This window comes from Granulicella sp. S156, from assembly GCF_009766105.1.
Classification (GTDB): domain Bacteria; phylum Acidobacteriota; class Terriglobia; order Terriglobales; family Acidobacteriaceae; genus Granulicella.
Map to the genome: position 1 here is coordinate 113,120 of NZ_LMUH01000025.1, position 21,054 is coordinate 134,173.

A 21,054-nucleotide genomic window follows, 5' to 3' on the forward strand; every position below is an offset into this window, starting at 1 on the left:
AAGACATCTTCCGGGCCCATTTGCGTTGCTATAGATAAGTTTAATTGGTGCGAAGAGCGACCATGGGATCGATCCTGGAGGCTCTTCGCGCTGGTACATACCCGGCCACGAGGGCTACCACCCCCAGTGAAAGAATCATGCTGAGGAAAGTAGGAGGGTCGTTTGGCTGGGTCCCAAAGAGCAACGATGCGATCAGACGTGACACAACAAACGAAATGGCCGTCCCCAGGGCAATGCCAATCACCGTCAGCCGCAGCGTCTTCGCGATCACATCGCGCTGCACTCTAGCAGTGGTTGCGCCGAGCGCCATGCGTATCCCGATCTCCTGTGTGCGCTGTGTCACCGAGTACGAGATCACGCCATAGATTCCCAGCGCGGCCAGCGTGAGGCCAAGGATTGCGAACAGAGATACAAGCATCACGAAGAACCGCCGCGGCGAGACTGCATGATCCACCAACTGTTGTATCGGCCGGAACTCCGTCGCAGGCTGCGCGGGATTCATCTGCCGCAGAGTGCCCATCACGCTTGAAGCGAGAGTGTCTGGCCGCAGCTTGGTGCGCACCACCAACTGCGCGCCTTCCGGGCCAGACTGCGTTGCGGGCAGGTACATCTGCCATCCTGCGCCGTCCTCTGCACTGCTCTCATGGACATCGGCGATCACACCGATCACGAGCGCGTCGTCCCCACTTACACTTGCGATGCGCCCGACAGCGTCTTCGCCTGGCCAGAGCTTTCGTGCCACTGTCTCGTTGATGATGACGACCTTTTGAGTCTTAGGGCCGTCGTCCCACGTGATGTCGCGTCCTTCCACCAGATGCATTCCAATAGCATTCAGATAGCCCGGCGAGATGACGTACACGAAGGTATCCTGCAACTCTCCTTTGCGATACTGCTTGCCCTTAGCCGAGATGCCCCAGCTACGGTTTCTGCTCATGGGAAGATTGTCCGAGATGCCCGCCGTCTCGATGCCCGGAATCTGCTCTACCCGATGCAGCATCTCCTGCCAGATCGCGCTGCGTTTCTCGGCACTGTTGCCATCGTTATAGTCCACGCTAATAGCAGCGGCCCGGCTCGGTTGAAAGCCCAGGTCGACATCGAGTACCCGCAGAAAGCTGCGTAACAACAGTCCTGCGCCCACCAGCAATACACAAGCCAATGCGACCTCGGAGATCACTAGCACCGAGCGCAGCCGCTCATGCTTCCGGCCTTCGCTCGTTCCGTGTCCACTATCCTTCAGCGCACTCTGCAGGTTGACATCGGACATCTTCAGCCCCGGTGCAAGCCCGAAGAGAACGGCAGCCGCCACAGCGATCAACAACGTCCAGACGAGCGCGATCCCATCCACTCGTACGCTGCTCAGCAGCGGAAGTGCTATCGAAGCCTGGTGCGAGAGATAGAGGGTCACGGCAAACGCGATGCCAAGCCCAAGCACGGCTCCAGCGCTCGACAACACCAGGCTTTCGGTAAGTAGTTGACGAATCAATCGGCCTCGGCCCGCTCCCAGCGCGCCGCGCAGCGCAAACTCTTTGCTGCGCGCTGCTGCTCGTGCCAGCAACAGGTTCGACAGGTTCACGCAAACGATCAGCATAATCATTCTGACCGCGCACCACAGCACAATCAGCGACTGCCGCAGCTTGCCACTCACATACTCCTTCAACCCATACAACTTGCCCGTGTAATCAGAGGTCCACTCCGGATGCTTCACGTTGAAATCCAGCTTCGGAAAGAGCAGATCGGCCTCGGCCTGCGCCCGGGGCAAACTGACTCCCGGTTTCAGACGGCCTACCAACGCCAGCGTATTCCCCTCGTCGCGAATGTCTTCCATGATCACCGGCGTATAGAGATCGACCTTCGCGCCCGGGGAAAAGACCGAGCCAAAGTCGAAACTATCAGGCAGTACGCCCACCACCGTCACCGGCGTGTCGTTCAGATCGATTACCTGTCCCACGATCCCTGCGTTGGCGCCGAATTGCCGCTTCCAGAACGCATGGCTCAGTAATGCCACCGGACGGCCGTTTCGCACACACTCCTCAGGAGTGAACAACCGTCCGAGCGATGGTTCGACAGCCAAAGTCTTAAAGAAGTTTCCCATCACTCCCAGCCCCGTTACCGGCAACGGCTGGCCGTGTCCCATCAGCTTGAAGTTATCGCTCGAAGAGAAGGCGTAGTACCCCGTCACCTCTTGAAACGACTGATTGCGCTGCTGAAACTCCTGCGTGGCGTCGGACGAATAGGTCATGCTCGATTCGCCGCCTTTGGGATCTTTGCTCAGAATACGAACCAACTGTTGCGGCTCATGAAAGGGCAACGGCCTGAGCAGGACCGTGTTAACCACGCTGAAGACCGCGATATTCGCCCCGATGCCCAGCCCGAGGATCAGCACCGCGATCACGGTGAAGACGCGGTCCCGCCGCAGCGTACGCAGCGTGTACCGCAGATCCTGCAGCAGGATGTCGAGCCACGGCAACCCGCGTGTCCTGCGTTGCTGTTCCCTGGCCTGCTGCACACCACCAAAGCGAATCAGTGCTCTTCGTCGAGCCTCCTGCCATGGCATGCCCTGGCTCATGTTTTCCTCCACGGCCAGTTCCAGGTGGCTCTTCATCTCCGCATCCAGCTCGAAGTCTTGTTCCTGCTTCTGGAAGAAGGACCGTACCCGGTTGAGTGCCTCCCGTATCGTGCCCATCAGAGCTTCCCTTCCGCCGGCATGGACAGCACTCGGCCCATCACGCTGGAGAGCCGCTGCCAATAAGCAGCATCCTTCGTTAGCTGTTTTCGCCCGTCTTTGGTGATGGAGTAATACTTCGCCTTGCGGTTGTTGTCGGAGGTGCCCCAGGCAGCCGATATCCAACCGCGTTGCTGCAGCCGTACGAGAGCCGCATAAATCGTGCCCTGGTTCAACAAGACCTCGCCGCCGCTCGCCTGTTCGATGCGGCGGGCAATGCCATATCCATGCAGGTCCCCCATCGTAGCCAATGTTTGCAGGACCATTACGTCCAGGGTGCCCTGTAGCAGATCGAGCTTTGAGGATGCCATTCCCATCTCCTGTGTTAATGCCACATCAGTATTGCACAGCTTATGTGGCTGTGCCACAGGAGATAGTGAACCTTCGGATTTTAGCCGCTTGCCGACAGTTCTTCTTCATTGAAAGACAGTGTAGGTTAAAACGAAAGTGCGAGTGCCGTTTTCTAATAAAACGGCACTCGCAGAACTCGTCGGCTTCACAGCCGTACGAAAAAGCTCCAGAGACTAGAAGGTGATCTTGACAGCCGCCTGAAGAACACGAGGACCGCCGACGCCGTTGACATTGCCAACGCCACTCCCGAGGGTAGATGTGACGCGTCCCAGGGTTGATCCAAGGCCTGTTGATGGGTTTGCAAATTGAGGGGTATTGGTTAGGTTGAACGCATCCACTCGGGCTTCAAGAGCCGCCGCCTTGAAGATGGGGAAACTTTTGAAGAGTGAAAGGTTGTCCGAAAAGTCAGCTGGTCCTCGGAACTGGTTGCGTTGGGTGTTGCCAACCGTGCAAGGATTGCCGACGGTGTAGGTGCAGGTTGCGGCTGCACTGAACGAAGCAGGATTGAACCATGCCGTATTGGCCGCCCCGCTAACACTGTGAGTCACCTGGTAGGGGGCGATTTGGTTAACCGTCTGGGTAGTGCCGGGCGTCGGACTGCTGGTGGTGATGGTGAAGGGCAGTCCAGAGACGGCGGAGACGATCACTGAGGCCTTCCATCCACCCAACGCATACATGCTGACACCGTGGTTGAAGTACTGGTGACCGCGGCCTGCGGGCAGCTCATAGGTCAACGACTGCTCGTAGTTGAGTTTACGGTCGAAGTCCAGCACGGAGTAGTTACGGCGCAGGTTGCCGCTGTAGAACAATAGAGCGCCGTCCTGTCCGCCGGTTACGTAGCCCTCTGCCTTACCCCAGGTGAGGCCCGATGTGAAGGACAGTCCCTTGCTGAAGCGGCGGGTGAACTGCACCTGCAACGACTGATAGTTGCTGGAGTAACCCTGGAAGTACTGCGTGACCGCAGCGCTCTTGCCGAAGGCGACATAGAGAGGATCGTAGGATCCGCTTTGACCGTAGACATTGGGCTGATTGATGTTCTCAGCTACATCGATGCGGGTGCCGTGATTGGCGACATAGGCGATCTGCAGGGAGCTATCGAATGGCAGGGCCTGTTGCACGGTAGCGTTCCAGGAGGAGACGTAGGCATTCTTAAAGTTGAGTGGGATGTAGAGGTTGGCCAGACCGATAGTGCCGTTGGCGGCGCTCTCGGTGAGGGTACCGTTTGATCCGAAGGCGACGGTCGGGGTAGTAGGAACACCTGTAACAAAGTTCACATACCCGCCGGCCGGGTTAAGCGATGCACCATAGGTGGTTGGTGTGTTGTAGGCCGTGCTGGTCTTGATGGGGTAGTTATAGGCGTAGGAGTTGTCGATGAAGGGGACGTAGCTGACACCAAAACCGGCGCGGATGACGGTTGTCTCCGAGGCGCGATAGGAGGCACCAAGACGTGGAGCAAAGTTCGTGTAGTCCGCCTTCATGCCGAGATTGGAGGCGTTCCCGTCAAGACCGGCGACGACGAGGTTATTGTTGGTGGGGTCGTAGTTGACGAAACCGCCGGGCCTGCGTGGGGTTGCCGGGGGGTAGAGTTCATAGCGCAAACCGATATCGACAGTAAGTTTGGGTGTGGCCTGCCATTTGTCAGAGACGAAGAAGAAGAGCCAGTTCTGGCGATAGCAGGGGAAAGTACTGTTGGTGTCCTGACCGACGTTGTAGGGAACATCGTAAATAACGCTGGCGACATCGTTAGCCTGACCGGTTGCTGCTGGGGTTGTACCCGGCGGCCCGTATTTGGCCGCACCCGGAGTGGAGGTCTGGTTCTCGCTGAAGTAGAAGCTGCCAGCAGCGGCGTTGATGTTGCCCTGAAGAAGATCGTCACGGACACGGCGGATATCGAGGCCTGCCTTGATGGCGTGGTTTCCGAGGATCTTTGTCCAGTTATTGGCAAAATCAATATTGGACTCCGCACGCAGCCACGGCAGCGACTGCGAGTAGCCGATCAATGGGTTAGAGGTTCCATTTTCACCATTGTTGGCGAAGTTACTCACCTGGAAGGCTACCTGGCCGCTGCTGGTGGGTGTGTTGTCTGTCCCATTGGGCCCGTTGCCGGGGATGCCCAGGGTGCGAGCGTCGTTGCTGCCGTAGTCAGTCTGGGTAGCTGAGTTGCGCAGATGGGCGACGCCAACGCGGGCTTCGGTAAACAGGGTAGGTGAGAATACGTGGTCGTAATTGAAGCCTGTGCTGTAGGCCGCGGCTGTACCGGAGGCCTCAAAGCCGCCGCTACCCGCAGGACCGCCGAGGAACGATCCGAAGACTGGGGCCTGAAAGGTATTGGTCGTCTGGTGGCTGAATCGGCCACTCAAATGGTCCTTCGGGCTGATAGAGTAATCGACCTTGATGTCATAGCTGATAGCGTCTTTGCTGAAAGGCAGGTTCGCAGAGAAGTTGTTGGTGGTCGTGCCTGCGATGTACGCCGCTGAGGCCAGATTCGTGGCCGGGTTACGGGCCAGTGCATCCAAATCCTTCAAAACGGTGAGGCCGATCGGGCTGACCCCCTCCTGGGTGAGCGTGGAGAGCGGAATGATATTGCCCGAGAATGCTTGACGATTCTTCCCGCAGTTGGCTGGCGTGGTGCCCGCTGCGCCGCTGCAATCTGTGGTGTCGCCAGTTGTGGGGTCGTAGACCTGGCCAGAATAACCGGCAAGACTCAGGTTGCCTCCCGTCACGTCATAGTAGGGGATGTTTGCGTTGAACGTAGACGATTCGTGGTCGGAGACACGAAGGAAGTCACCGAAGGCAAACAGTTTGTTTTTGAGGATCGGACCGCCGATCGAGCCGCCTGTGTAGTTGTAGACAAGACGACCATTGGGACCGGCGGCAAAGTAGTTGCGGGCGTTGACTCCATTGTTTTCCATGTTTTGGAAGACGGAGCCGTGGAACTGGTTAGTACCGGACTTGAGGGTAAGGTTGACGACAGCACCAACCGCACGGCCGAACTCTGCCTCAAAGTTGTTGGTGGTGATGTCGACGCTCTGGATAGCTGCGGCTGGTGGAACGAGGATAATGTGGATGCCGGTGCGCTGGTCATCGTCAATACCCTCAATTTGATAGAGGTTCACGTAGGACGAACCGCCATTTGAGTTCACCGAGAGGTCGTTGTTGGCGTTGTAGAACTGCGAGTTGTTGAAGACCACCGGAGCGCTGCCGGGGACTGTGCTGAGCAGGGACTGAAAACTGTTGCCGCTACTAAGAGGAAGACTGGCGATCTGGCGCTGCTCAAGATTGGTCGAGATATCGGCGCGGTCCGTTTGTAGCTGAGGAGGAGCCGTGGTGACAGTGATCGTATCAGTCACGCTGCCCGTGGACAGGCTGATATCGACGCGCGATGTGGTGTTCGTAAGCAGAACGATGTTCTCTCGCGTCTCTTTCTTGAACCCTTGCGCGGCGACGGTGACGTTATACGTGCCCGGAGGAAGATTGGGCTCTGTAAAATTGCCGCTCTCGTTGCTGACGGTCGAGTAAGACGTGCTCTGACCAGTGAGCGTGATCGTGACCTGCGCATTGCCAACGTCCGCTCCCGTTGTATCAGTGACAGTGCCCACAATCGTGCCATTGACGGCCTGGGCATACAGGGTGCCGGAGAGCCCGAGGGACAAGAGCATTGCGATCGATAGGTTGCGTAGACGCAGACGCATTGAAGCCTCCAGAAAAGCGGGTGACAAAGATTTCAGCTCTTGAGTTGCAGCGAAATAGTACTCGAGTCTGCTCGTGTTTGCATAGCCTTGCTTTTCCTCTGCGACAAAATTCCTTATTTGGCCCCGGCTGGCCCGCAAAGCTGTGGAAAACAAGGCTCGACATTCGGGGTGAGCTGCTCGCAAGCGTATGAGACGCGACACAGAACCGATGGCTTACATCAGGATGTTGGCTGAGCCTGTGGCGTTTCACTACTGCACGGTTATAGCCAGGGTGAGGCAATCTCGCAGCCACGGCCTCACACGACGGGACAAGCTGTGATCGCCGGCCTGGCAGTTCTGACCAAAAGTCGGGAGTTCGTGCTGTGCGAGTTGTTCATGGTCGCCAACCCGCGAGGATGCGCTCTCACGCCGAGATCCACACGAGCCTCTGTCATTCAGTCCGATGCCAGTGTTGAAGTCGAACCGGCATCGCCAACTAACCGGTGAACACCGAGCACTCGCTACGATAGAAGAATCGCTGCTTCGCATGAAGGCAAAGAGCGCACACCTCAGGACGCATGCGCTGCGTCAAAAATGATTCAGAGTAGAGGCCATCTCTGCTTTCTAATTGAAGTTGACAAAGTCCCAGGTACGCGTGTTTAATTCCCCCAATGCGAACTCGGGCAAGCAAGCTATTGACTCGACTCACACACGTGTCAGGCTGATATCTGCTCCTGCTCTTCTCACAGCCACGCTTCATCTTCAGGGCCAAGTCATCGGTCCTCAGGAGAGTTGCGCTCTCTGGAATCGGTACATAGCAACAATCATTGACGCCTGGAAACTCTGAACCACATTTCTTTTCACCACTTGTTAAATCAGGGCTCGTAGCAGTGTATTCGGGGAAAACCATCTGTAGTGAAGCTATGAATTATGAGGTGATTGTTTATGGGGCAAACGACTTTGCTCGCGAAGGTAAGATCTCTCGCATTCTTTTGTTTTGCAATAGGCGCTATTTGTAGCAGCCGTGCGCAAAGCACCAACTCAGGTGATATCCGCGGCTCGGTTACAGATACCTCCGGCGCCTTGATCCCAGGCGTAAAAGTGACAGTCCTGAATGTGGACACTGGAGTTTCCAGAGATTACGCCACGGATCAGGCCGGCCTGTACGACACGTCATCGATCGTGACCGGCAACTACAAAATTACCTTCGCTAAAGAGGGCTTTGGTCAGACCATACGAGGCCCGATTACGCTGCAGGTGGGTACCACTACGGTCAACACGCAGTTGACTATCGGTTCCACAACACAGCAGGTAGTCGTGAATACAAATGATATTCCCCTGCTGAACACGGAGACGAGCGAGCAGTCTACAACGCTGGATTCCAAGGAGATGTCGCAACTCCCCAACGTTGGAACAGACTGGGAGACGTTTTCGATTCTGCTTCCCGGGACATCCGGCAATACTCAAGGCACCTCTCTTGCGAATGGCTTCCAGGGCAGCAACGATCCTCAGCAGTATGTTTCCGCCAATGGAAACCTCCCCTACAGCGCGATCCTCGCTGATGGTGCCATGACAACACTGCCCTCGAGCGGCAATGCCGACGTCTCTATCTTTGAGACCGTCTCCGAGCTTCAGGTGATCACCTCTGGCTTCTCCGCTCAGTACGGAATCGGCGGCATCATCTTCAACCAGATCAGCAAAGGCGGCACCAACCAGTTCCACGGTGCGGCCTACGAGTATTTCCAGAACGATGCCCTGAATGCCGCTAACTACGGCTTTGGCTTTCCAGCCGCCGCTACCTTCATCCGCTATAACAACTTTGGCGGCTCGATCGGCGGCCCGATCCTCAAGAAGAAGATGTTCTTCTACTTCAACTTTGACAAGACCATCAACAACACAGCAGGCACAGGATTTATTACAGTGCCTACTCAGGCTATGCGGAATGGCGATTTCACAGGCATGCCGACCATCTATGATCCCACCACGCAGGTAGTCTCTGGCGGTGTGGTTACCCGCCAATCCTTTGCGCAAGAGGGCTACGGCAATAAGATCCCCGCCAACCTGCTGGATCCCGTGGCAAAGGCGCTCCAGGGATACTTACCATTGCCGAACGCCACACCCTCGAGTTACTCCCAGGGAGTGCCTAACTCCAACTACTACTACAACGCTCCAGTTAATCTTCCCTACACGAAATACTTTGGACGTCTCGACTACGACATCACACGTAATAATCGTTTGACAGTTACAGACACGCAACGGGATAACCCCACCTTTAACGCGGGGATCGGCACAGCAACATGTCCCATGGATTGCGTTTATGGCGACGTCGACAGCAACGCTGCTCAGATCTCCGATGTGTGGAACATCAGCGCCAATACCATCAACGAAGCTCGCATGGGCTTTACTTCTGAGTTGAATTTCTATGACCCTGCCTCTCTGAACAAGGGATATCCCCAGAAGCTAGGCCTGCAGTTCGCTAAAGCCGATGTCTTCCCTTCCATCAACTTCAACGGCGCTTGCTGCTATGGTCCGGGCCCTGGATTTATGCTCCTCCAGAAAGAGTTCGTCTACGATCCATCGGACGTAGTCACCATGATCCGTGGCAAACATATCCTGCACTTTGGCGGAGAGTTGCTGGTATACCAGGCCAACCAGGCGAACGGAAGCGAGTTCAACGCTGGAAGTTTTAGTTTCAACGGGGCATATACACAGTCCACTGTAGGCGGCACCGATGGCTTGGCCTATGCGGACTTTTTACTGGGTCAAACGAACTCCTGGAACGCAAGCGTGCAGCCTGAATATGGAGCGCGATTGAAAACACCGCAGTTCTTCGTCCAAGACGACATCAAGCTGCGGCCAAACCTCACCTTGAATCTCGGCGTTCGCTATCAGATTCAGCATGGCTGGAATGAGGTCAAGAACAATATCGCCGTCTTCGATCCCACAGTCTTCAATGCGGGCTCACAAACGAACGGCGCCATCTGGTACGCTTCCACCGCCGCGAACGGACGCAAATCCCTTGAGGCAAATGCCGTCGACACGGTACTGCCCCGCGTCGGCTTCAACTGGGCACCAGATCCAACCACAACCATTCGCGGCGGATTCGGTATCTTCGCTTATAACTGGAGCACGAATACCTACGGTGCCGGCCTCGGAAATTCTTTCATCACCCAGGGCAATGCAACCGACCAGACGAATGGCATTACGCCCGTCGTCATTCTTTCTTCCAACGGTTCAAACCTTCCCTACATCGGCCCCACAACAGATCCCACAGCGCTGAACGGGCAAGGCGTGACCTACAACCAGTACCACACGCCGGTTCCCAAGATCTATCAGTGGAACGTCGCGCTCCAGCACACACTGGGCACGAATATGGTGGCGGAGATGGCGTATGTTGCCAGCCACGGATTCAATCTCAACTTCCCGGTAGACATCAACCAGGTCCCGGAGAGCCAGTTGGGCCCCAATGACAGCCCGAATTCACGCCCGTATCCGATTTATCAGAGCATCTCCGGCAGCACCAATAATGCAATCTCCAACTACAACTCGCTGCAGGTATCGATTACCAGGCGCCTGACCTCGGGCTTCAGCTTCAGCTTCAACTACGTCTGGTCCCACTTCCTTGACGATCAGGACTCCTCAGCTGAAGGTGGAATCGCGGGAACGCAGATCTTCCAGAACTCCTATAAACCTTCCGCGAACTATGGATCTTCTAACTTCGACGTCCGCAATGCGCTGAAAGGAAATATCGTGTACGAGCTGCCTTTCGGCGAGAACAAGATGTTCCTCAATAAAAGCCGTTGGCTGGATGGAGTCATTGGTGGATGGCAGGTCTCATCTACCCTAGTCCTTTCCTCCGGCCAGCCATTTACTCCATACATTGGCGGCAACAATAACTCCTACTCGCAGGCAGGCAGTTGGTATCCCAATCTGATTGGCAATCCGAAGCCAGCGCATCGTTCCATCAACAATTGGTACGACCCCTCTGCCTTTGCGTTGCCGGCCAACGGCACCTTCGGTGATATGAGGAGAAACAGCTTAGTAGGCCCGGGGATGAATGTTGTGAATCTGTCTGCAGGAAAGACCTTCACTCTATATAAGCTGGTCCAGCTTCAGGTCCGTGCCGACGCCACAAATGCCTTCAACCATCCGAGCTTCGGCCCCCCCAACCAGACCTTGACTCCCGAAAGTACGCCCGGCCCCTCCGGCATCACTACCTTTGCTGGAACAGGAACGAGCATATCTCAAGTGACCGTCGGCGGCCGCACCATGCAGCTGAACGCAAGATTAACGTTCTAACTTACATATTAAACATAAGTAATATTTAGACAATCGATTTACTTGAAGAAAAGTGTATTGACATAGGGATTCTTCACCTGTTAGTGTTCCGGCTTACCAGACATGGTGCGCGGGATCTTGTAGCGAAAAGACCTGAAAACTAGCCTGACCTACGAGATACCTGCGCGCTGAATGTCTGTTGTGTACGTTTAGCAATCTTGACTCCACACTCGAAGGAGCAGCAAAGATGCATGCCTCACTCGTCCCTCCAGGCTTCAACCGAAGTACCGTCAGTTGAGGCTCACTCCCGCACAATCGGGGGGATGATCTCCGTTTAAGCCCGAACAAAAAACAGGCCCCGAGTTCTTCTCGATTCCGGTAAAGGGAGTCGTGTGCCCGAAGACTCCTCTCTTCCCTGTCCACCCCAACGCACATCCACCTACAGCAAAAAAGGAGGCAACATGTCACGCACCCGCAACTTCGCTAAGCTGGTCGGTCAAAAGCGCTCCATCCTTCGGTGTTCTCTCTTCCTCACAATCGCTTTCCTAATGCCGCTCACATTACTGCACGCACAAAGCACCTTGACCACCGGCACCCCGTACAACATCGTCAATGAGAACAGCGGTTCCTGCGTGGACGACACGGCTTCGGGCACGGCGAATGGAACCGCCGTGCAGCAGTGGGCTTGCGGTGAAGGCACTTACAGCACCCAACCCAACCAACAGTGGGAGTTCGAGAACGGAACCGCCAGTGGCTACTATTACGTCGCCAACGTCAACGCTCCGGCCGAAACCTGGAATGTAACCGGCAACGGCACCACCAATGGCAGCCTCATCCAGACGTGGACCTACGCTGGAAATTCCAATGAGGAATGGGAGGCCGTGTCGCTAGGTAATGGCTACTATAAATTTGTAGGCCAAGGTAGCGGTCTCTGCCTCGACACCCCTAGTGCCTCAACCGCAAACGGTGTGCAACTGCAGATCTACACCTGCAATGGAACGGCAGCGCAGGCGTTCAAACTCGTCACACCTTCGTCTGGCACAGGCACGGGCACCGGTACTGCCACGAACATCTTCGCGCCATTCGAATATGTGGGCGACTTGGGCGATGCCAATCAAATTCCGGGCATCGTATCGGCTTCTGGAGCGAAGGCGGTGATACTGGCTTTCCTGGATCCAGACAACAATGGCTGCAACTTGATCTGGCCTGGCGCGAACGGGCCGTTGCCCGATGACACGGTAGGCAGCACCAGTATGGGCACTGCGATTGCGGATTTGCAGGCTGCTGGTGTAACCGTCGCCCTTTCACAAGGCGGCGCAGGCGGCCAAGAGGCTGCCGCATATTGCAGCACAGCTGCGGAGACTCAGGCTGTCTATCAGACGCTAATCACCAAGTACCATGTCAATTGGCTCGACTTTGACGTCGAATACTCCGAAACTTCCGGTCAGTCGCCCAGACGTGCTCAAGCGTTGGCGGCCTTGCAGGCGGCTAATCCGGGGCTGATCGTCTCCTACACTCTTCCGCTCGGTCCAGGCGGACTTGACAGTGGCACTGGCGGCGGCTACACGGACATCACCGATGCCAAAGCAGCTGGCCTTAATCTCACTATTGTCAATGGTATGGCCATGGATTTCGGCGGAACAAACGAGAATCAGCCGGAACTATCCGAAGAAGGTGCTGCCGCGTTGGAGTCACAGATTCAATCCGCGGGATTAACCTCGACGGTTGGACTCACATTTTTGCCCGGAACAAGTGACGATACCCCCCCGAACTATTTCACCCTCGCCAATGCCACCACGATGTTGGACTGGGCAGAAGCGAACAAATACGTCACGCTACTGTCCTTCTGGGAGCTCAATCGCGACAACGGCGGTTGCCCCGGCTCGACGGTAGACGAGGACACGTGCAGCGGCGTCAGCCAATCCAACTACGAATTCTCCTCGATCTTTGAGCCGTTCTAGAGCACGCGACTGCACGCTACGCAACTTTCCTGAGACGAGTCGGCTGGTACATGGGTGTTGCTTTGAGCGCTATGCGGATGAACCCACATAGCGCTCAAAGCGACACAGTAAGCACGGCAACCGGTATCTGCGCGAGATCCTGATCCAAGGCGCTCGCGCAGTGGTATTGCGGTCGAAGCGAGATCGCATCGCGATGGGTGCATGAGTGACGGCGCTGCAGATGCCAGCGCCACTGTCATGCTGCACCCAAATCGCGAATTTTACTTTGGACACTCAGGAAACTGCACTCAAATGACGGAACGCTATAAGCAGTTTTCAGCAAAAGGAACAAGGAGAACAAAATGAAGAACAGATTTCTGCACGCTGCGATCGTGAGTTTCGTCTTCTGTCTATTTGTATTGCTGACGCCGCTCACGTTACTGCATGCACAAAACACCTTGGTCACCGGCACCCCATACAACATCGTCAATGAGAACAGCGGCTCCTGCGTTGACGACACCGCTTCGGGTACGGCGAATGGGACCTCCGTGCAGCAGTGGGCTTGCGGCCAAGGTACTTCCAGCACCCAACCCAATCAGCAGTGGGAGTTCGAGAACGGAACCGCCAGTGGCTACTATTACGTCGCCAACGTCAACGCTCCGACGGAAACCTGGAATGTAACCGGCAACGGAACCACCAATGGCAGCCTCATCCAGACGTGGACCTATTCTGGAAATTCCAATGAGGAATGGGAGGCCGTGTCGCTAGGTAATGGCTACTATAAATTTGTAGGCCAAGGCAGCGGTCTTTGCCTCGATACACCGAGTGCCTCGACCGCAAACGGTGTGCAACTGGATATCTACACCTGCAATGGAACAGCAGCCCAGGCGTTCAAACTCGTCACGCCTACGTCAAGTGGTGGCGGCACAACAACCGGTTCCCCCTTGCTGGTCGGTTACATACCTGACTACAACGGAAGCTTTGCCGGTTACGCAACGAGCATCAACTTCTCCAAGATGACACACCTGAACTTGGCGTTTGCTGTTCCGCCGACATGCAATGGCACGTGCACTGCGAGCAGCGATATGACGTTTTCGCTCAATCAGACTGACGCGGACATTGCGACGCTCGTCAATGCTGCACACGCTGCCGGCGTAAAGGTTCTGCTCTCCATCGGTGGAGGCGGGGGCGACCAGCAAATCATCCAGTTTTACAATGCGGGTCTTTCTACCCAATTAGTGGCCTCGCTCGCGAATTATATTTCGGCCCATAACCTCGATGGGGTGGATTTGGATATCGAAGACCCCAACAACATGGGGACTCCGTATGCCACCTTCACAAGTGCCCTCGTCGCTCAATTCCGCCCACAAGGCAAAGCGATTACCGCTGCGGTAGCCGAATATCTCCAGAGTGCGATGCCGGATTCAGCTCTTCACCAATTTGATTTCGTCAACGTGATGGTCTATTCCAACCTCTCCGACTGCCAGACCGCGTTGCAATACTATTCGGCAACGAAATCAGTGCCGAATAATCAGATTGTCCTCGGAGTGCCTTTCTTCGGACAAAGCTCTGATGGCAATACGGAAGAGGAATACAACACGATCCTCGCGGCTTATCCTGACGCCTGGCAATCGGATGAGGTCAGCGGTGGTTCTCTCGACGGTGGCATAGCCCTTTATTACGTCGGCGAGGCAACGATGGCGCAAGAGACACAGCTTGGAGCACAGTACGGCGGCATCATGATCTGGGAACTCACAGGTGATGCTCCTGCCCCACATTCGCTTCTGACTGTAGTTCAGAACAACCTATAACCTGCAGGACCCTCGTCACAGCAGTCGGGGCGGAGTGGTATCAACTCCGCCCCGTTGCTTGCAGGGCGCAGTCAGACTCTAAAGCGTCCTCAGTGCAATAACGCTGACATCTTTGTCAGGCGCCTGCGGCGGGAGTGTGATCTGCAAACCGCTGTCCGACTGCTGAAAGGCGAGCTTCTGATTGTTGCTCAGCAGCCGCGCTGAAAGAACCTTTGGTTTTACACCAGTGATCGTGAGCGGTGCCGAGGGCCAGTCGAAGACGTGGAGGAATAGAACATTGTCCTTCTGCGTAGTACGAAAGCCCGCATTGCCCTGAATCGGTCCAAAAGTAGTTCCGTAGATGGACTCACCATTCACGGTCAGCCAATCACCCACACTGCGCAAGCGCTCCTGGAACTCTGGCTGAATAGCCCCATCGGGCTGTGGCCCCACGTTGAGAAGGAAGTTACCTCCCCGGCTGACGACTTCGACAAGAGCACGAATGAGATCCTGCGCCGATTTGTAGTGATGATCGTGCGCGTTATAGGCCCATGTGTCGTTGATCGTCATGCAGGTCTCCCAAAGCTGAAAATCGGCCTGGCTGGGCACACTTTGCGGAGATCCCTTTTCGATGTTGGCATCAGGACCATGTGCACGTGTTCCCCTGGTGGGGATCACCTTCGGGATGAACTGCTCAGGGGTAACAAAATCACCAGGTACGCCGATGCGATCGTTGACGAGCGTCGCAGGCTGCAACCCGTGAATCATGTCGAGGACACGTCGACCGTCATACTTTTCCTGGTGATCGAGACCGTCGAACCATATCACCTTCACATCGCCATACCGTGTGAGCAGTTCGGTCAGTTGCAGCTGCATGTACTGCAGATACGTAGGCCACTCCGGACGCTCCGGCTGACCGTGCCAGGTCTCACTGGCCGGCCTGGAGGTATCGCGGAACCCAGGATGATGCAGGTCTGGAGGTGAGTAGTACAAACCAAGAGGCATGGATCGCCGTGCACAGGCGTCCGCAAGTTGCTTGACGATGTCTTTCCCGTACGGCGTGTTGGTGATCTTGTAATCGGTATAGGCTGAATCGAACATGCAGAAGCCGTCATGGTGTTTGGTTGTAAAGACCATGTACTGCTGCCCGGCCGCACGCGCGAGATCGATGAAGCTGTCGGGATCATAGTGAACCGGGTTGAATCGCTTGTGGAGGGAGACATACTCCGCTTCACTGATCTCACCCGGTTTTGGGGTCATGATCGGCCAGGAGGCCTCGACACTGGCGAGCGAGTAAGGCCCCCAATGGACAAACATCCCGAACTTCGCCGTGCGATACCAGGCAGTGCGCGTGTCCTCCGACCCTTCTCCGAAGGCCAACTGGGGGAGTAACGGCAGGGTAGCTGTAGCGAGGGAGCGGCAAAGAAATTGGCGACGACTTGCAATATAAGCGCTCATACGCCATCGACCATATCTTTTCAAAACGGCGAACGTCAAACATACACTCGACAATCAAGCTATCCCCCGGAATTAGGCAGAAAGCGCTCAAGACCAGAAGCATTGCAATGAGCGCTCAAACAGCTGACACGACGTGAAGGCCTAAGTCTGCAAGAGCGCACATATCTCGAATCGAAACATATCGTCAAACGTGCAGAACTCCGGAATTCCAAGTTCGATCACAGGGGCTACCGCAATAATCCCAGGGACATGATGATTCAATATGGCTTGGTGTTCCCTTGCCTCTTCACGGCTAAGCGGCTTCATCTGATAGGCAAGGCTCACATGGAAACCGTAGGTCGCGTGATCTGATGTGCGGAATCGAAAGACTTCCTTCGCCATCCGATCACGTAAGTTACGGAGTTTGGCATTTTCGCGATCATCGGCGGGAGAGATGCGCAGGCTGCTGACACGCTGAGGGCCGAGTGTCTTTTCCAGGTCAACCTTGACGCGTATTGGCAACTTCTCGCTCATCCGGAAGTTAGCGATGCGTTCGCCGACGATGCGATTGCACCCGCTCATTGGGGCATCGATCGAGATATCCGCTGGCCAACCATAGCTCGCGCGATCCTGATCGTTGGCACCTGGAAAGACCGTCATGTGATAGCTGTCGCTAGGAAGAAGGCCGAGTTTGTGCGCAAACGAACTTGAGTGTAGCGCGTCTCCAAGAGCTGCGATCTTGTCACGAACCTTGCTCTGCTGGGGCAGATGACAGATGAGTGTGTTGCCCGCAAACGGCCTCCGAACGCCTTCAGGCGTGAACTTCAGAGAGGTATCCTTCGGCGTTGTGGCGAAGATGGGGCTTCCGTTATCCGATCTCTGCGGCGCTGCAGATTGGGCGTCGAGCTCCTTTGGAAGAAATGCGGCAAGCGAGACGGCCGAGGAGTTCAGAAGAAACTTTCGCCGGCTATGGATAGAGTCAGAGTGAGTCAAGATAGTGATCCTTTTTTCTGAGATGAGGGTGGCGGCTTGTGAGCACTGCACCGAAGCAGAGCACCGTAGCCTCATAGGACCAGCGCGGAGGTCGAGGCGCACTGGTCCTGATAAGGAATAGCGTTCAGAACGCCAGGCGTAGAGCTAACTGCACCTGACGCGAAGGAAAGACACTGCTGCTGCCGCTGAAGGTCCCGAAGCTGGCATTGGGACTCAGGACACCAGTGGCTCCTACGGTTCCGATATTGGTGGTGGGGCTGATGTAATTGGTAGCGTTCAGGACATTGAAGGCCTCGATACGGAACTCCAGCGTCTGACGCTCGGTAAGTAGCGCGAACTTCTTGTGTGCCGCAAGGTCGAGCTGGCCGAATGCGGGTCCACGCCAGGCATTGCGCCCTGCGTCACCGAAGAGCTGCGCACCCGAAGGAGCCGACACCGCCGCAGGATTGAAAAAACCTCCAAAGGCACTGGCAGACTTGGTGCGTGCTTTACCGTAAACGGCGTTGACGTCGCTGGTGAGATTCGGACGAAGCGCGTACACGGAACTAGTAGTAGAAACAACCTGATTTGTGTTGGCAGTGTAGGACAAGTTGATGGGCACGCCGCTCGTGACGACGTTGATGCCCGTCAACTGCCAGCCCCCAAGCAGCTGTTGTTCCCAGGCTGGCGCGCCGCTGCCCCAATGCTGCCCACGCCCGAAGGGCAGATCGGCGATGATCGACGTCGTATCGTTCAACGGCTGGTTATAGCCTGAGGGGCCACGATCACTGCCTACATTGGCGATGTTGACGACGGCACTGTCCCCATTGTTCGCTTCAAGATCGGCGGAGGAGTTATTGATGCCTCTCGACCAGGTGAAGGAGTTGATGAGGAACAGTCCATCGCTAAAGCGGTGCTCCAGCTTGGTCTGCAGCGAGTTATAGCTGAGGAAGCCGGCATTGCTCTCGGTCAGGATGTCGGTAAAGTTCTGGATTGGTCTGCGGTTGAGCAACGAAGCGCTCCCGGTTGAGGTGCAACTGCCCGCCGCGATCTCGGCAGCCGTGCAGAGCCGCGCCTGGTTGGTGTCTTCGAGCGCCGCAATGTGCACGGCATGATTGCCAACATAGGCAACTTCAAGAGTCGTCTTGAGCGGCAACTGCTGTTGAACAGAGAGATGGAAGGCCTGCACGTAGCCATTCTTGAAGTCCTTTGGCTGATAGCGTGTCTGGGCCCTGGTCGTCGTGAAGTTGGAAGGTCCTGCAAAGTCGGTCTGATATCCGTCCTGGGTACGGCGGAAGCACTTCGTGGGATCTTCCGTGAGAGAGGTGCAGATCCCCTGGCCCGGCGTTTGGTTCACGGGAAGCGTCGCGGAGTAGTTGTTGGGACCGTTATAGGCAAGTAGACCTTCACCACCGAACCGAAACAGATAGGCATAGCCGATGCCGTAACCGCCTCGAATTACAGTTCCAGGCAATGCCTGATAGGCGAAGCCAAGACGCGGACCGAAGTCTTTGTAGTCGGGATTGACCAGTGCACGGTCGGCCAGAGAAGAGCCGCCGACATAATGGAGTTTGTAAACATGGCCCGGCGCTGTGCTATTGACATCGGTACCGGTACCGGCATGTAGGAGCTGTTGATTGACCGGGTCGAAGTTAAGGATGTTGTTGTTCTGTTCGTAGTTCGGCGACATGAACTCATAACGCAGGCCAGCATTAATGGTGAGGTTAGGCAAAAACTTCCAGTCATCCTGGATGTAGCCCATGTGCCAGAAGCGAAGATAATTCACCTCATTGACCGCGTTCAGCGAATAGTTATTCCGTGCGCCAAAGAGAAAGTCACTCAGGTTCGCCGCCTGCACCGTCGTCGCAGAGCCCGCAGAACTGAACTGGCCAGAGTAAGTGTCCGAGCCAAACTTCGGATGAAAGTCTGAGATGGCCTGCGACAACCAGCCATACTCATAACCGACTTTGAGACTGTGTTTTCCCTTGATCCAGGTGTAGTTCACCTTGGGATTAGCCTGGGTCGGATTTGTAAACTGGGGGCTCGTCGCCTGCTCACCGAACTGCGTGTAGCCGGTGACCGTCTGTGTGTTGAGACCTCCGGTGTACGCCGGATCCTGAGGAACGTTCGGAATACCTGCGAGAAGATTCTGTTGTCCGAGGAAGACCGGATTCTTACCGCTCTTCGTCCAGGTCTCACCAAAGCGCAGCTCAAGGATGGAGTTGGCAGAAACAGTCCAGTTATATCCAGCCGCCAACTGACGGGTGTAGGCGAACAGCGTTCCACTGCCATTGCCCCCGGCGAGGCCAGGAAACGGCGGGGGTTGGAAGGTCACATCAGAACGTTGGCTATACCGGAAGAATCCATTTTGATTTGGAGTCAGAATGAAGTCGACACGCCCGTCACCTTTGTTATCGGTGGTCGTTGTGGCGGGCAGATACTGGAAATTATTTGCGGTCAACGCAACACCGGGGATGTTGGGCGTCGGCAGGAGCTTGAAGACGGTCAATGCAACCGGATCGATATTGGGATCGGAGAGTGGAACCTGCCCGTTTGTATAGACGACATTGGTGTATGGATTCTTGATTGGGATTGGCGTTCCCGTAGGTGTGCCATCGGCGGTAAACAGACCTCCGAGTTCCGTCTGAGTTGGCAGGATGGCCGTGGTCAACTGGTGAGCCACAGAGCGCAGTCCCTCGTAGTCGACAAAGAAGAATAGCTTCTCTTTGAAAACAGGACCGCCGAGCGTTCCGCCGAACTGGTTCTGGACCAGCGTGGGTTTCACGCCCGTGCCATAGAAGGGACCGAAGGCGTTGAGCACGGTATTACGCAGATAGTCGTAGGCTCCGCCGTGAAAACTATTCGTGCCACTGCGCGTTGTCGCGTTGATGATGGCACCGCCGGCACGGCCATACTCAGCGGAGTAATTGTCGGTCTGTACTTTGAACTCTTGAATCGCATCGGGAGATGGGATCATGGCCTGATTGGAGAAGCCCTGATTTGCCTCCTGGTAGGCGTTGTTATCGATTCCGTCCAGCTCGAAGTTGTTGGACTGCGAGGTCAAGCCATTGACGTTGTAGGAGGCATCGCGCGGTGGATTTGCGACAACGGTGCCGTCCAGCGATTTACTGACACCCGGAACCAGGATGGAGAGATCGGCGTATGCGCGTCCATTCAACGGCAGCGAGACTGCCTCGGCTCCCTGGACAGTCTCGCCACGGTCGCTGCTGTCGGTCTCGAGTTGGCTGGCTGCCCCAGAGACCGTCACGGTCTGGGAGTCCGCTCCGAGTTTGAGCGTCACGCTCACTCTCTGCCTTGCACCCACATCTACCGTGAACGGATCGGTAACGGATTTCGTAAATCCAGGAGCCGTCACCGTCAGGCTATATTCGCCAGGCCGGACATTCGTGAACTCGTAGTCCCCATTGCTGTCCGCCTGCCGCGAGATGGCAATTCCCTTTCCCGGATTAATCAGCACCACAGAGGCTGAGGGTACGGAAGCTCCGCTGGGATCCTTGATGGTCCCAAGCACGGTCGCCGAATCGAACTGTCCCCAGGCAACAGGGCTGGATAAGATCAACAGGATAAGAATGCTCAGCAGGCCCCTGAGAGGGTAGTTTTTGGAACAAGGTAGCGAACGAAGAGGGATTTCTTCATAAGTCTCCTTGCAAGATACGGACCGTCGAGTCATGGCTTTAAGCTCCTGTAAGTACGGCAGATAAGTTCCAGCACGCAGATTGGTTTGTTTCTGCTGGCAGAACTAACACTCTTCCAGGGCCCCTCCAACACAATTCACGGCATCTGCCACTGTTACACGCGTAACATTCGAAAAAGCAGTAGCTTACCGGACATTCAACGTAACCGTTACAGTGAACACAGTGTTTCAACCAGGT

The 21,054-nt window shown here is 55.7% G+C and carries 9 protein-coding genes and 1 pseudogene; 4 read left to right on the forward strand and 6 right to left on the reverse strand.

Features of this window, described 5'->3' with window-relative positions; all coding sequences use genetic code 11:
* Positions 1–40 precede the first annotated feature (40 nt).
* The 3 genes from GSQ91_RS19295 to GSQ91_RS19305 all read right to left on the reverse strand — a co-directional run bounded on the left by GSQ91_RS19295 (position 41) and on the right by GSQ91_RS19305 (position 6,765).
* Positions 41–2,683, reverse strand: a complete 2,643-nt coding sequence (locus GSQ91_RS19295) for an ABC transporter permease (RefSeq protein WP_158823398.1) — start codon at positions 2,681–2,683, stop codon at positions 41–43.
* Positions 2,683–3,033: a PadR family transcriptional regulator gene (locus GSQ91_RS19300; RefSeq protein WP_158823399.1), complete on the reverse strand. Its 351-nt coding sequence runs from the start codon at positions 3,031–3,033 to the stop codon at positions 2,683–2,685. The genes GSQ91_RS19295 and GSQ91_RS19300 overlap by 1 nt, the downstream gene beginning before the upstream one ends.
* 213 nt (positions 3,034–3,246) lie before the next feature.
* Positions 3,247–6,765 carry a TonB-dependent receptor gene (locus GSQ91_RS19305; RefSeq protein WP_158823400.1) on the reverse strand — a complete coding sequence of 1,173 codons (3,519 nt, stop codon included), beginning with the start codon at positions 6,763–6,765 and terminating at the stop codon, positions 3,247–3,249.
* Positions 6,766–7,689: 924 nt separating this feature from the next.
* Here GSQ91_RS19305 and GSQ91_RS19310 point away from each other — a divergent pair.
* The 4 genes and pseudogenes from GSQ91_RS19310 to GSQ91_RS19325 all read left to right on the forward strand — a co-directional run bounded on the left by GSQ91_RS19310 (position 7,690) and on the right by GSQ91_RS19325 (position 14,773).
* Complete coding sequence (locus tag GSQ91_RS19310) at positions 7,690–11,043, forward strand: TonB-dependent receptor (RefSeq protein WP_158823401.1); 3,354 nt, start codon at positions 7,690–7,692, stop codon at positions 11,041–11,043.
* A gap of 440 nt (positions 11,044–11,483) precedes the next feature.
* Positions 11,484–12,983 carry an RICIN domain-containing protein gene (locus tag GSQ91_RS19315; RefSeq protein WP_158823402.1) on the forward strand — a complete coding sequence of 500 codons (1,500 nt, stop codon included), beginning with the start codon at positions 11,484–11,486 and terminating at the stop codon, positions 12,981–12,983.
* A gap of 106 nt (positions 12,984–13,089) precedes the next feature.
* A pseudogene (locus GSQ91_RS19320) lies at positions 13,090–13,188 on the forward strand (hypothetical protein); the annotation flags it as partial.
* Between the two features lie 136 nt (positions 13,189–13,324).
* The gene (locus tag GSQ91_RS19325) at positions 13,325–14,773 is read left to right on the forward strand and encodes an RICIN domain-containing protein (RefSeq protein WP_158823403.1); all 1,449 of its coding nucleotides are present in this window, start codon (positions 13,325–13,327) and stop codon (positions 14,771–14,773) included.
* A 78-nt stretch (positions 14,774–14,851) separates the two neighbouring features.
* Here GSQ91_RS19325 and GSQ91_RS19330 read toward each other — a convergent pair whose 3' ends face one another.
* The 3 genes from GSQ91_RS19330 to GSQ91_RS19340 all read right to left on the reverse strand — a co-directional run bounded on the left by GSQ91_RS19330 (position 14,852) and on the right by GSQ91_RS19340 (position 20,741).
* Positions 14,852–16,210: an alpha-L-fucosidase gene (locus GSQ91_RS19330; protein WP_158823404.1), complete on the reverse strand. Its 1,359-nt coding sequence runs from the start codon at positions 16,208–16,210 to the stop codon at positions 14,852–14,854.
* A gap of 141 nt (positions 16,211–16,351) precedes the next feature.
* The gene (locus GSQ91_RS19335) at positions 16,352–17,182 is read right to left on the reverse strand and encodes a DUF1868 domain-containing protein (protein WP_158823405.1); all 831 of its coding nucleotides are present in this window, start codon (positions 17,180–17,182) and stop codon (positions 16,352–16,354) included.
* Positions 17,183–17,306: 124 nt separating this feature from the next.
* Complete coding sequence (locus GSQ91_RS19340) at positions 17,307–20,741, reverse strand: TonB-dependent receptor (protein WP_254064719.1); 3,435 nt, start codon at positions 20,739–20,741, stop codon at positions 17,307–17,309.
* Positions 20,742–21,054 lie beyond the last annotated feature (313 nt).